We start from the raw sequence: 14,133 nt of genomic DNA on the forward strand, positions 1-14,133 counted from the left end.
AAAGTGAGAAAAAAGATGGAATTTTTGAAAAACAATCCTAAATGGATACGTCAACCAAAGCAGGTACAAATTAGTGAGGATAAAGTTGTAATTCTTACAGAAAGGGGTACCGACTTATGGGCACGCACTTATTATGGTTTTCAAAATGATAATGCTCCAGTATTTCAAGTTGAAACAACGGACAAGTACTTTTCTTTTATTGTTAAAACAGAATTCGAGAGTACCTGTCGTTTTGACCAGTGTGGTGTGGCTATGTATTTAAATAGTGATAATTGGTTTAAGGCATCTATAGAATATGAGAATAAAAAAATACAGCGATTGGGAAGCGTTGTAACCAATCATGGATATTCTGACTGGGCAACAACAGACATATCCTCTGATATTAAAAGTATGTGGTATCGTTTTTCACGAAGGGACAGTGACTACTGTATTGAATGCAGTGAGGATGGCATAAATTTCAGACAAATGCGTATTTTCCATATGTGGGAAGGTGCAGAAAAAATTACTTATGGAATATATGCATGCAGCCCGACAGAAGGCTCATATAAGGCAACATTTTCAAATATGCAGATTACGGAATGTAAATGGGAATCAGATGCAGACTGGCGTGATTGATGATATGATTTCTAAAGATAAATCTTCAAATTTCTCTCATTGCTGCTTTTTGTGGGCTGTCTTTTCTTCTTGCCATAAAAATAACCTCCAAACTGAGTAATTTTATCTTACATCAGTTTGGAGGTTTACACAAACTTTGGGATGCTCCCTTTTAATTAGAATCCGGGAACGAACCATTTTTAAGGCAGCTTAGAATCCAGAAACATCTGGCACCGCCTGGTCTCTTCTTTAGTTCTTCATCACACGCATCAGGTTCACCATCTCAATCGCACCCACAGCGCATTCATACCCCTTATTTCCTGCCTTACTGCCTGCGCGCTCGATTGCCTGTTCAATATTATCTGTCGTGAGAACGCCAAACATAACCGGAATTTTGCTCTGTAAGGAAACGCTTGCAATCCCTTTGGAAACTTCATTGCACACATAATCATAATGGCTCGTTGCCCCGCGTATCACTGCCCCAAGGCAGATCACTGCATCATACTTTCCACTTGCCGCCATCTTCTCTGCGATCACCGGTATCTCAAACGCTCCCGGCACCCATGCCAGATCAATCTGCTCCTCCGGTACATCATGACGCTTCAACCCGTCAAGTGCACCCCCGATCAGCCTTGACACGATAAATTCATTAAACCTCGCTGCCACAATCCCAATCTTAATGTCCTCTGCTCCTGTTAATTTTCCTTCTAAAACGTTCATTTTTTAATCTCCTTTTTATAACGTTGGTGTCAGGTTGACACCATAGATACTTAATATTATATTTATCCTCTTATTCAAAACGAAGCATATGCCCCATCTTTTCCTGTTTCGTCCGCAGATAAAACAGATCATACGGTGTCGCCTTCATCTGGATCGGCACGCGCTCTTTGATTTCCATGCCATAATCTTTCAACTGGTAAACTTTATCCGGGTTATTGGTCAGAAGCCGCAGCGTTTTTACACCGAGATCTTTTAAAATCTGTGCTCCGATGTAATACTCCCGCTCATCCCCCGCAAAACCGAGCGCAAGGTTCGCCTCTAACGTATCCATTCCTTTCTCCTGCAATGTATAGGCGCGCAGCTTGTTCAGTAATCCGATGCCTCTTCCCTCCTGCCGCATATAAAGCAGGATTCCGCGGCCTTCTTTTTCGATCTGTTCCATTGCCGCAGCAAGCTGTTCCCCGCAGTCACACCTCAAAGATCCGAATACATCTCCCGTCAGGCACTCGGAGTGTACACGGCATAGCACATCCTCTCCGTCTCCGATCTCACCTTTTACCAGCGCAACATGATGTTCCCCGTTTAAAATATTCTGATAACCATACGCTTTAAATTCTCCATATTTTGTCGGGAGTTTTGCGACTGCTGCGCACTCTACCAGTTTCTCATGTTTTTTGCGGTACTCCTGAATTGCCGCGATCGTGATAAAACAGATGTTCCACTTTTCTGCCAATTCCATGAGCTCTGTTGTACGCATCATTGTTCCGTCCTCACGCATAATCTCACAGCATAAACCACACTCTTTTAATCCGGCAAGACGCATCAGGTCAACGGTTGCTTCTGTATGACCGTTACGTTCTAACACACCATTCTTTTTTGCAAGCAGTGGAAACATGTGTCCCGGTCTGCGAAAATCTTCCGGTTTTGCATCCTCACTGATGCAATGCCTTGCCGTCATACCGCGTTCCTCCGCCGATATTCCAGTCGTTGTGCCGACATAATCGATCGATACGGTAAATGCGGTCTCATGGTTATCCGTATTGTCTGCCACCATCTGCGGGAGTCTTAATTTTTCACAGATCTCCTTTGACATCGGCATGCAGATCAGTCCTTTTCCATGTGTTGCCATAAAATTCAGATTTTCTGTCGTTGCAAACTCTGCCGCGCAGATAAAATCCCCTTCATTCTCACGATCTTCATCATCTGTCACAAGAATGATCTTTCCTTTTTTCAATTCTTCTAATGCCTGTTCCACTGTATCAAATTCTCTCATTATACTTCTCCCTTTCCATGCAAGAACTTTCACTTGATTTTTCTGAGTTTTCAAAATCCATTAGAAAATAAAAACTCCTTCGTGATCTTACTCTCCGTTATTTTTTCTTCCTTCCAGTTCAAAAAATGTTCTATATACTTCCCGATACAGTCATTTTCCAGATTTACCTTATCCCCCGCCTTTTTGTGAGCCAAAACCGTACACTGCGCCGTATGCGGGATAACAGACACCATAAAAGTGGTCTGTGTCGTTTCTGCAATGGTAAGGCTGATCCCATCCACTGCGACAGAACCCTTTTCAACAATGTAGTGCATGATCTTCTCAGGCGCTTTAATGGAATAATAAATCGCGATCTCATCTGATATGACTTCACAGATCGTTCCGGTTCCGTCAATATGTCCTGTCACGATGTGACCGCCAAATCTGCCGTTCGCCGCCATCGCGCGCTCCAGATTCACCGGGCTGCCTGACGCTGCTTCTCCAATCGATGACCTCCGCAGCGTTTCGTGCATCACATCGGCGGTAAAATAGTTTTTTCCAAAAGATGTCACGGTAAGACAGATTCCGTTGACGGCAATGCTGTCACCAATTTTGATATCCTCCAATACTTTTTCTGCCTCTATTTTCAGTCTGGCAGAATTGCCTTTCCGGTCCGCTGTTATGATTCTTCCGACCTCTTCCACAATTCCTGTAAACAAATTTCCTCCCCTCCCTGCCTTTTTACGGTATGTTCAAACCTTATGTATCTATTTCCCTCTCATTTATTTTTCAGCTCCCCGGTGATCAGAATGTCCTCCCCCACCTGCTGTATCCTCTGATTGACCAGATGGTACGCATCATCGGGATGATCCACGCCCATTCCTGCAACCGGACTTTTGGCAGCTGCACCACCAAACAGTTTCGGTGCCACATACGCATACACCTCATTGACGATTCCGGCTTCTAACGCCGACCAGTTCAGCATGGCACCGCCCTCAAGTAATACACTCTCGATCCCGTCTGCTCCAAGCTGCCGCATCAGTTCTTTTAAATCTACTTTTCCATCCGCACGCTCTGTCACTATGATCCGGCATGCATATTTCTGATATTCCCTGATCCTTGCTTCATCCTGACAGCAGGTTGCAATGATGGTCTTCTGCTCCTCTGCGGTCTGCACGATACGGCTCTTAAGCGGTATCCGCAGTGTCGTATCACAAACGATCCTGACCGGGTCTTTCGTTTGTGGCAAACGGCAGTTTAACATTGGATCATCCGCGATTACCGTGTCTGCCCCAACCATGATTCCGGTCATTTCATGTCGCATGCGGTGTACCTGTTCTCTTGCCGCCTCCCCGGTGATCCATTTCGATTTTCCGGATGCCGACGCGATTTTTCCATCCAGTGTCATCGCATATTTCATCCTCACATAGGGCAGTTTTGTCTGGATATAATGAAAAAATACCCGATTTTGGTACTCACATTCCTCCTGTAAAACTCCTTCCGTCACCAGGATGCCTTGCTCCCTTAACTGCCGGATTCCGCCTCCCGCCACAAGTGGATTAATATCTTTCGCCCCGACAAACACATGGCTGATGCCAGCTTCTATGATCGCCTGTGTACATGGAGGCGTTTTCCCGTAATGACAGCACGGTTCTAATGTCACATAAAGGTCTGCTCCCGCCGGATCTTCTCCCCTGCTCCTGCAATCCGCCAGCGCTTCCCTCTCTGCGTGAAGTCCGCCAAATTTTTTATGATAGCCTTCCCCGATGATCCTGTCCCCTTTTACAAGAACCGCACCAACCACCGGATTTGTCTTTGTCCATCCTCTGCCGAGTTCTGCAAGTTCCATTGCACGGCGCATATATCTTTCCTGTTGCATGAATACATTCCCCTTTCTGCAAGACAGAGTCTGCAATCTTTGTTGATTCATGACGATAGAATACACGCTCTGCGAAATTCTATTGTCACAAACAAAAAGGCTCTGAAATAAAACTATTCCAGAGCCTTGTATGCATTCTTACCGATCGTTTAAAACGATCCTTTCAATCCTGCTTATCCATATCTTCTTTCATCCAGACTATACTGTCGGCTTCGGAGTTACACCGAATCATGCCTTGCGGCTCGTGGGCTATACCACCGGTAGGGAATCTCACCCTGCCCTGAAGATCATATTCTGTTTTTATGTGTCCGAGTATAACACTCTTTCTTAAAATGTCAATACTTTTTTACCAGCTTCCCATAAAGATCTGCACCCAATAATAACGATATGGCGCATTCGCATCATAATAATAACCGATTCCAACCTGATCATAAGAATCGCTTAAAATATTAGCACGATGTCCCGGTGAGTTCATCCATCCATTCATAACATCTGCTGCATCGGTATAACCTGCCGCAATATTTTCACCTGCACTGCGATAATTTACCTGATACTTCTTTTCACTTAAAATAGAAAAACAGCTCTCTCCGTTTGGTCTTGTATGCGAAAACAGCTGTGTAAGCTCTTTTGCCCGCTTATCTGCTGCAGCATTTAAGGTATCATTCATTTTCAGAGAAGATTTTCCCTGCGCCTTTCTCTCCTTGTTGATCAGCTTTAGAACTTCTGCTTTCTCTTTATCTGCTTTTGTCAGAACAGCCGCCGGCTTATTTTTTACCGTTACTTTGCAGGTATATTTCTTTTTCCCGACCTTTGCCGTAATTGTTGCTTTTCCTGCTTTTTTTGCAGTCAGTTTTCCACTTTTTGAAACGCTGACTACTGTTTTCTTTGAAGATGACCATTTCACTTTTTTCTGCGCCGGTCTTAATTTAAGCTGATATGTCTTTCCCTTTGTCATCGTCAGGCTCGTTTTATTCAGCTTTACAGCAGATGCCGCTGCAACAGTGACTGGCTGCATAACATCCACTGCGATCATGCTCCCGCTAAATATAAGAAGAATTGTTAACAACATTGCCGTTATCTTTTTCTTTACACTTTTCATTCCTCATCCTTCCTTTCGTACTATATTTATGATGCAAACAGCACCATTAAAATCTTACTCTAACATATAAATAAGTCCAAAACACCCCGCTCCGCAGTTACTCGTGATTGCCGCCGACGCCTCCTGCATGTATACCTGATCGAATTGCTTATATTTTTGCACTTCCTCTAAGATCATGTCTTTCGTCTCTTTTGAACACCCTGCAGACGTTATAAACAAAACTCTCTGATCAATGGAGGCAAACCGCGCCATCTGCGCACGAATATATTTTTTATAAACATTCTCCGTATCACCAAAAAAGATCGCGGACGGCACTATTTTCTTTTTGTGCAGTGACAAAACCGGATGACACTGCAGCATCTCTGTCAGTTTCCAAACCTGCTTATTTAAGAGCCCGCTGCGGTAAAGCTGCTTAGAACTGTCAAGTATAAAACTTGTCTGCACTTTTTTCTGCATCTCATCTAACTTCTGTATTATCTCATCCATATCCCTGTTTTTCAATGACATGTTTGCCGCCTGCATTACCATCAGTCCTGTGCCACTGGATAAATGTCCCGAATCATAGACCTGCACATGGGAAAATCCGGCTGCTGCCTTTCCTGCATTCTCAAATCCCTTTCCCGATCCGGAAGCAATACAGATGTGAAGCACCTGCTCTGCCTCCTCAAGCAGATTTCCAAAAAATGTCTCATACTCCCCGACTGTCGGTGCTTCTGATTTTGCATACTGATCTTTTTCAATATAAGAAAGCAGGCTGTCCGAATGGATTTCCACCATATCCTCAAAATGACCGTATTCCGTGTTTACAAAATAATGCATCATCGGTATTCCAAGCTGCCTTACCACATCATTCGGCAGATCTACCACATTATCTGTACTGATGATCAGTTTCTGTTTTTTCTTCTGCCCTAAAATACGGAATCCGTCCATTTCACTGATCTCATCCGGAGCAACCATATATTCAATACGCTCCTTCGGCAGATAACGAAGCAGCATTGCCTCAAAAAGAATGCCATTGATCGGTTTCGCAAGATAATCGGAAAATCCCATTTTACGATACTTCTCTTCCGCTCCTGACATTGCATTTGCCGTCAGGGCGATAATCGGTGTTTTCCGGCAGAATCCGCCTTCCTGATTGCGTATCAGATCCATGGTTTTTTCTCCATCCATTTCCGGCATCATATGATCCATAAAGATCACATCATAATTATTTTTCGCCGTCAGCTTTAAGCATTCCATTCCGCTGTGTGCTAAGGAAAGCTGGACTTTTGTCTCCCGGAGCAGCTTTTTGGCAACAAGCAGATTCATATCATTATCGTCCACAACAAGTACTTTTGCTTCCGGAGCTTCAAAACTCTTTTTGTAGGAAGACCTCTGATGTCTCGATGAACTGTTGTAGTTGAGATTTCCAAGCGGTGCAGCATTCACGATCTTCTGTGGAATCGTGATCGTAAAAGTGGAACCCTTCTGATAAATACTGTCAACCGTGATCTGACCGCCCATCAGATTTACGAGCTGGCTGCAGATGGAAAGTCCAAGTCCTGTTCCTTCGATTCCTTTCGTATTGCCCTCATTGACCCGTTTAAAACTGTCAAACAGATATTTCATATCATCCTGCCGGATTCCCATACCGGTATCGATCACGGACATTTTTAAAAGGATTTCATCCGTCCCTGTCTGCTCCCCTTCCACAAACAACGTAACAGATCCTTTTTGCGTGTACTTGATCGCATTACTTAAAATATTTGTCAGAACCTGTTTGATCCTCATTTCATCGCCGTATAACATTGACGGCAGTTTTTCGGATACGTTGACACAAAATTCCAGATTTTTCTCATGTGCACGTATCCAGGTCGTATTTACGATCTCACTGAAAAGCTTACCTGTCTCATAACGTGCCGGAACAACCTCCATTTTTCCAGCCTCGATCTTCGACAGGTCTAAAATATCATTGATCAGGGATAGCAGCATCTTACTTGCGCTCTGGATATTATTGGCATTTTCAATAATATCGTCCGACAGATTCTCCTCCCGCAGTGTCATTTCATTTAACCCTATGATCGTATTGATCGGCGTACGGATCTCATGACTCATATTGGCAAGAAAACGGCTCTGTGTATTCATTGCAGCAACTAGCTTTGCCTGCTGTTTTTCATTTTCTTTTCGCTGATACTCATAGAGTGTGATCTGAATAAACATAAATGCACAGGTCAGAAAAACAGTTATAACAGTACTTACAATAATGTCGACGTTAACCACAGATTCTGATTCCATATAAACAATTTTCTCCGGATAAACCATCGCTATATAAAAACAGACCGCATCTGCAATGATCGTTATGACTGTTCCCGCAATAAGTCCTTTTCCGCGGAGCAGAAAAAAGAGTGAGATAAAACCGAGTACAAACCAGAGCGGCATACCGCTTTTTAAACCCCCGGAACGCATAAATGTAACCGGCAGGAAAATCCCATTCAGTCCCAGCATCAGAATAAAGGAACAGATATCATATTGCTTAAATTTCTTTCCCGCCCAGAAAAGCACTCCCATAAAAAATGCCCCGGCAAACAATGCAATAACATTTTTTATTTCCATCCCTTCGGCAAGCGTATAAACTCCGCCTACTGCCATTGCAATCGTTCCAAGCAGTGACATAAACCGGAATAACTGTGCATGAATGGAAACATCTTTCCGGATCAGTACCCGGATAATTCTGTCACTTAACTTATTCATTGCACGTCACCTCTCCATTTTTTTAATGTTTCTGCTGCACTGATAAAATCAAACAGTTCAATCTGTTCTGTCATATCAGCAATAATCTGTGCATCCGAATCCGTCAGTGAACTGCCTGCTTCATTTTTTACGTTTTCCAGCAGTTTTATTGCCTCCTCCTGATCAAAATTATCGATCGCAGCCGCTAATTTCTGTAACAAGGTCTTTTCTTCTCCCTCTGCCGTTACATATTTTGACAGTCCATCGAGAATCGCACAATAATCTGCTATCAGCTCCACATGGTTTTGTATGATATAATTTTCATTTTTATGCTCACATGCTTCCTGCATTCTCTTTGCTTTTGCAGAAAGATCTTTTGCGCCGATCGTCAGGCTCTGTCCTTTCAGAGAATGTATGTTGATCTTATAATTTTCCCAGTCTTTTTTATCATACAACTCCTGCAGTGTCTGGATCTGGCTTCTTCCCTGTTCATAAAAACACTGTACGATCTCCATATAATCCGCTTCATTATCGTCAAAATAGGAAAGTCCTAACTTATGGTCAATACCTGCCACCTCAAAATTCTCTTCTTCTGATAACCCGCCGGATACTTTCTTGCTTCCATTCTGTCTTTCTTCTGACTCGCCGGATACTTCACTACTTCTACTCTGTTCCTCTTTGGACTGACCAGATATTTTCTCAGCCACTTCCGTTTTATTTTTCTCTGCTTCCCCTGTATCTTTTTCAATAAATGCACTTAAATATTTGCGGAGGACACGTTCCATTGCTGACTTTTCAATCGGTTTCGCAACAAAATCATCAAATCCTTCTCTTATCAGCATCTCTCTGGCTCCGCCTATCGCATTGGCAGTCAGTGCTATGACCGGTATCTTTCTCTCCCGAAAACCTGGCAGTTCATGAATCCTGTGCATACATTCCACACCATCCATTTCCGGCATCATGTGATCCATAAACACAAGATCATAGCTTCTGTCACTTATTTTCTCTATGGCTTCTTTGCCGCTTAGTGCCGTATCGATCGTAATTCCATAATGGCTAAGCAGGCTTGAAACAACTTTTAAATTCATGGCACTGTCATCCACAGCGAGAATTTTTGCTCCCTTTACGCGGAATCTGTCATGGTGCCACCTTTCATCATAAGCATCCTGCTGAAGTTTTTCGCCATTTAAAACAGTGGCAATTGAGAACACATGGATTGGGCGGTAAATAAGCTGTACTTCTGATCCGACTTTCTGCAGATCACAATCCCTGTTTGCCATGACAACTACTTTCATTTTGTCGGTCAGGCTGTCAAAGTAACTCTGTTCCTCAAAATATTCCACATCCGCAACAAACAGGAACTGAAATGTTTCATGTTCGATACGGTTCTTTAACTCATGCATCGTAGAGCAGCGCACAGCATCTACATGAAGCTGATCGATCATCCTCTGTATACATTCAAGATAACCGTCACGAAGCTGCCCAAAGCGATATCTTTCGAGATTCATATAAAAAACGATCTTTTTATCCCCTGCATCACGTACAGATACAAGCGGCATATCCGTCAGTACTCTCTGCGGTATGATAATGGAAACGGTTGTCCCCACATCAGGAACACTCTCGATATGCATATGTCCATTCATCTTTGCGATCATTTTGCGTGAGATCGCAAGTCCTAAACCAACACCTCCGGCTCGTCTGTCGCGTGTTGTATCTACCTGATTGTATGTATTTTCCAGTGCATCTATATTTTTCTCACTCATGCCGATTCCGGTGTCTTTTACCTTCACCATGAGATTGATACCATATGGTTCCTTGCGGGCGCCAACAAACAAAATGACACCTCCGGCATCCGTAAACTTGATCGCATTGTTGATCAGATTTAAAATCATACGGTAGATCTTCTGACTGTCCCCAAGCAGATTATTCGGGATATCTGCCTCGCAATCCACAATGATCTCAAGATTCTTTTCTTTATTCCACACATGTGCCATATTTACCACATCATTGATCACAGATGTGATATTATAAGGCTCCTCCACAAGCTCCATAGTATCATTTTCAAGTTCTGAGAAATCCAGAATATCAGACACTAAGGACATCAGATTCCTGCCTGCGACCGTAATATCATATAACTGCTCTTTGGTCGTATCATCCACTTTCGCATCCAGTAACTCTGAGCCGATTCCGATGATCGAATTTAACGGTGTGCGGATCTCATGTGAAATATTTGCCATAAAATCATCTTTTGCATGTTCCGCTTCTTCAAGTTCACGCATTGCCTCGTCAAGTTCGATTTCATGCTGTATACGGTTCTTTAACTGTTTATTTTCCATGAGTTCGAGGATGATGATCGCAAGAAACTGCATAAAAAATTCCATTTCCCGTACCGGATTATCATAATTAACTTTATCTAACAGGAATGTATCAAGACCAAACAAAAGAAGCGTTGCTGCCAACGAAATATAATTAATCTCGATCAGATCAAAAAGAGACAACATCACGACACTTGCCGCAACCGTTGCCATGGTAAGAGACGATCCATCCGTAAAAACTGTATATAAAATAATGTTCATCCAGATCATTACCGAACAAAATAATTTTGCCAGTTTTGCGGATCGTCCTAACAGAATCCGAAGCCCGATGCTTGCCAAAAGTCCGCAGACTACCACTGCAGCTACCCAGCTAGGCCATTTTAAGTAAACTGCTGCCATTACCATATAAACCGTATATATGGTATAAAGTATGTACGGGATCAGTCCCGCTCTGTCCTTCCCGATTTCTCTTTTCATAACGTTTCCCCTCATTCACTGATATCCGTAATTTCCTGCTGCAATTCACAAAAAATTTCTGCAAGGTTCGGATCAAACTGGGAACCGCTGTTTTCCTTTATTATTTCAAATACTTTCGATGCTGGACGGATTGCTTTTTTGTAACACCGTTCCTGATAAAGTGCATCAAAAACATCTGCAAGCGCCATGATCCTTGCACATAACGGAATCTCCTCCCCGGCTAATCCATCCGGATATCCTGTACCATCCCATCTTTCGTGATGGTGTCTTGCTATTTTTCTGGCAATATCCACATATTCCTCATGTTCCACAGTTCCTATGATCCCGTCAATGATCTCACAGCCATCTACGGTATGCTTTTTCATGACAGCAAACTCCTCGTCAGTAAGCCTTCCCGGTTTTAAAAGGATTGCATCCGGCGTCCTAATTTTTCCAATGTCATGAAGTACCGATGCTTTTACCGTATTGAGTTCATAATTATAATCAAGTATATCTGCATAAAGTCCCCGCTCACGCAGCGCCCTCGTCAGAATCCGCACATAGTTCTGCGTATTTTTTACATGAAGTCCTGTGCTGTTGTCACGGCTTTCGATCAGGTTTGCGATGCCGGTGATCACCTCATCCTGCATGCGCGTGATCTGGGCAACCTGTGATGCAACCATATCTTCTAAATGATTCTGATACTGTTTATTCTCCAGAATCCGTTTCACACGGCTTACTAATACCTGTGAGACGAATGGTTTTCCGACAAAATCCATCGCCCCTGCTTCAAAACATTTTGTCTCTGTCTCCGCATCATTATCACCGGTCAGAAACACAACCGGTATCGCAGCCCCATTTTCAAGTTCGCGAATCTTTGTCAGTGTTTCAAATCCGTTCATTTCCGGCATATTTACATCCAGAAGGATCAGATCCGGCGTCACTTTTGAAAGAAGTGATAATGCCATTTTCCCGGATGTAGTCGCAGAAATTCGAAATTCTTCCCCAAGAATTGTCTGTGCTCTTTTCAGATTACCCGGATCATCATCTACCAAAAGGATCAGTTCCCTGTTTTGTGTCTGCATACGCTTCTCCTTTGTAAAAACCTGAATTACCCTGCTCTTTTATACATAAGAATGATCGACTTTTATAATGACATAATAGTTATTTCCAAGACGATCTCTCACCTGTGATGTAATGCGTGCAACCAGCTCGTCATCCTGTATATGAAATTTATATGGTATCAGAACATCAAAAATAATATTCGTATGTGTAAGCCCCGTCACAACACGGAAATCATGCATATTGATCTGCTCATCGATTCCCTTGATAATGGATGTCACTGCAGCTTTCATCTCACTGACATGTTCATCTGATGTCACGATCGGATCCATATGTATCGTCGCATCACAGCCTAACTTTTCTTTTAATTCATTTTCAACATTATCAATAATATCATGTATCTCTAAGATATTTCCCTCTGCCGGAACTTCCGCATGCAGCGACACCATCTGTCTTCCAGGACCATAATCATGCACGATCAGATCATGAATCCCGCATATCTCCTCATGTGCCATTACGATCTGATCAATTTTCTGTACAAATTCCTCTTCCGGTGGCTGTCCCAAAAGTGGATTTAACGTATCTTTTGCTGCACCAATGCCTGCACACAAGATAAATACACCCACCAGCGCACCACAATAGCCGTCCACATAAAGCCCTGTAAAATGTCCGATCAAAGTTGCTGCAAGTACCACTGCCGTTGCACAGGTATCACTCAGGCTGTCGGTTGCTGTTGCCTTCATTGCCGCAGAATCAATCTTTTTTGCCACCCCGCTGTTATAAAGATACATATACAATTTTACGAGAATCGAAACAATAAGGATCACAACCACCATTACAGAAAACTCGGTTTCTTCCGGATGAATGATCTTTACCAGCGAATCACGGATCAGCTCATATGCCATCAGAAGGATAGCTGCCGCAACAACCAGTCCTGACACATATTCAATCCGTCCATGTCCGAACGGATGCTCCGGGTCCGGTTTTGCCCCGGCTAACTTAAATCCGATCAGTGTGACTGCCGAAGATCCTGCATCAGACAGGTTGTTAAATGCATCTGCAGTTACAGCGATCGAGCGGCTGATCGTCCCTGCCAAAAATTTACCACAGAAAAGCAGGATGTTTAAAAAAATCCCCACCATACCACAAAGCATTCCGTACTCCTGCCTGATTTTCGCTTTATCCTCTTTTTCCCTGATAAAAAACTTTGAAAGAAATGTTATCATGTCTGCACCCCCTGCACCTGATGTTTACCTTCTGTCTGTCAAACTCTTTTTTATAAATTTTCTACTTAATTTTTCTGATATCCTGCAGCGGCCAGTAAATGACCTCACCCTTACCGAGTATCTTATCAATGCTTACATATTTATTATCCCAGTAACGCGCATCCCAGGAATCATTACGGTTATCTCCAAGAACCAGATAGCAGTCATCCGGCACTTCAAATAAATATGGTCCCGTCGCCACTGTCCATTCTTCTTTTAAATAATCTTCCTCAAGCGGTGTCTCATCTCCATCAATATAAATCTTTCCATCCTCGATGCGGACTTCCTCTCCCGGCAGTCCAATGACCCTTTTTACATAAAGTTCTTCCTCGTCATCCGGATAATGGAAGATCACAACATCCCCTCGCTCCGGTGTGCTCTTTAAAAATGCCAGACGGTTTCCGATCAGACGGTCTCCCGGCATGATCGTATTTTCCATTGATCCTGTCGGCACATCCGCATTGATGATCAGATAATTTTTGATCAGAAATGCCGCTCCGATTGCTAATGCGAAAGTCAGAACCCAGCTTAGGATTTCCCGTGCTGCACCCGAACTTTTCTGTTTTTCCTCTATATTTGTCTCGTTATCCTGTCTTTTTGTTTCCATCTGTGTCCTCACTTTATGCCATAAATGCTTTCTTTATGCAGCAAAATATTTTGTATTAAACATCATTTTAGCACATTTACATTAAAATAAAAACCTTCTTTTCTGAAATCATCTGATGAGCTGCTCGCCAAATGCTGGTTTGCGGGTGACATGAGTTTCCTCGTGTAGGGTGGTT

11 protein-coding genes and 1 riboswitch are annotated in these 14,133 nt (G+C 43.0%); of the genes, 1 reads left to right on the forward strand and 10 read right to left on the reverse strand.

Annotated elements, in window-relative coordinates:
• Positions 1–15: 15 nt before the first annotated feature.
• The gene (locus tag DXA60_RS07470) at positions 16–615 is read left to right on the forward strand and encodes a DUF1349 domain-containing protein (protein WP_015559396.1); all 600 of its coding nucleotides are present in this window, start codon (positions 16–18) and stop codon (positions 613–615) included.
• Between the two features lie 228 nt (positions 616–843).
• Here DXA60_RS07470 and ribH read toward each other — a convergent pair whose 3' ends face one another.
• From ribH to lepB, 10 genes are all read right to left on the reverse strand, one after another.
• Complete coding sequence (ribH, locus tag DXA60_RS07475; RefSeq protein WP_117920677.1) at positions 844–1,314, reverse strand: 6,7-dimethyl-8-ribityllumazine synthase; 471 nt, start codon at positions 1,312–1,314, stop codon at positions 844–846.
• A 70-nt stretch (positions 1,315–1,384) separates the two neighbouring features.
• Entirely contained in the window at positions 1,385–2,587 is a 1,203-nt protein-coding gene (locus tag DXA60_RS07480; RefSeq protein WP_117920678.1) for a bifunctional 3,4-dihydroxy-2-butanone-4-phosphate synthase/GTP cyclohydrolase II, read from the reverse strand.
• 50 nt (positions 2,588–2,637) lie between these two features.
• The gene (locus DXA60_RS07485; RefSeq protein WP_117920679.1) at positions 2,638–3,285 is read right to left on the reverse strand and encodes a riboflavin synthase; all 648 of its coding nucleotides are present in this window, start codon (positions 3,283–3,285) and stop codon (positions 2,638–2,640) included.
• 59 nt (positions 3,286–3,344) lie between these two features.
• Positions 3,345–4,445 (reverse strand): bifunctional diaminohydroxyphosphoribosylaminopyrimidine deaminase/5-amino-6-(5-phosphoribosylamino)uracil reductase RibD, encoded by a 1,101-nt coding sequence (gene ribD / locus DXA60_RS07490; RefSeq protein WP_117920680.1) that lies wholly within the window; start codon positions 4,443–4,445, stop codon positions 3,345–3,347.
• A gap of 177 nt (positions 4,446–4,622) precedes the next feature.
• Positions 4,623–4,737, reverse strand: a riboswitch (FMN riboswitch).
• Between the two features lie 54 nt (positions 4,738–4,791).
• Entirely contained in the window at positions 4,792–5,544 is a 753-nt protein-coding gene (locus DXA60_RS07495) for a CAP domain-containing protein (RefSeq protein ID WP_117920681.1), read from the reverse strand.
• A 54-nt stretch (positions 5,545–5,598) separates the two neighbouring features.
• Positions 5,599–8,274 (reverse strand): DegV family protein, encoded by a 2,676-nt coding sequence (locus tag DXA60_RS07500; protein ID WP_117920682.1) that lies wholly within the window; start codon positions 8,272–8,274, stop codon positions 5,599–5,601.
• Positions 8,271–11,045 carry a hybrid sensor histidine kinase/response regulator gene (locus DXA60_RS07505; RefSeq protein WP_243006809.1) on the reverse strand — a complete coding sequence of 925 codons (2,775 nt, stop codon included), beginning with the start codon at positions 11,043–11,045 and terminating at the stop codon, positions 8,271–8,273. Before DXA60_RS07505 ends, DXA60_RS07500 begins: the two co-directional genes overlap by 4 nt.
• Positions 11,046–11,056: 11 nt before the next feature.
• Positions 11,057–12,109 (reverse strand): response regulator, encoded by a 1,053-nt coding sequence (locus DXA60_RS07510; protein ID WP_117920684.1) that lies wholly within the window; start codon positions 12,107–12,109, stop codon positions 11,057–11,059.
• 39 nt (positions 12,110–12,148) lie between these two features.
• On the reverse strand, positions 12,149–13,312 hold the full coding sequence (locus DXA60_RS07515; RefSeq protein WP_117920685.1) for a cation diffusion facilitator family transporter: 1,164 nt from the start codon (positions 13,310–13,312) through the stop codon (positions 12,149–12,151).
• Positions 13,313–13,373: 61 nt separating this feature from the next.
• Positions 13,374–13,958 (reverse strand): signal peptidase I, encoded by a 585-nt coding sequence (lepB, locus tag DXA60_RS07520; RefSeq protein ID WP_117920686.1) that lies wholly within the window; start codon positions 13,956–13,958, stop codon positions 13,374–13,376.
• Positions 13,959–14,133 lie beyond the last annotated feature (175 nt).

Origin of the sequence: Roseburia sp. OF03-24, assembly GCF_003463035.1 — a bacterium.
GTDB lineage: Bacteria > Bacillota > Clostridia > Lachnospirales > Lachnospiraceae > Roseburia > Roseburia rectibacter.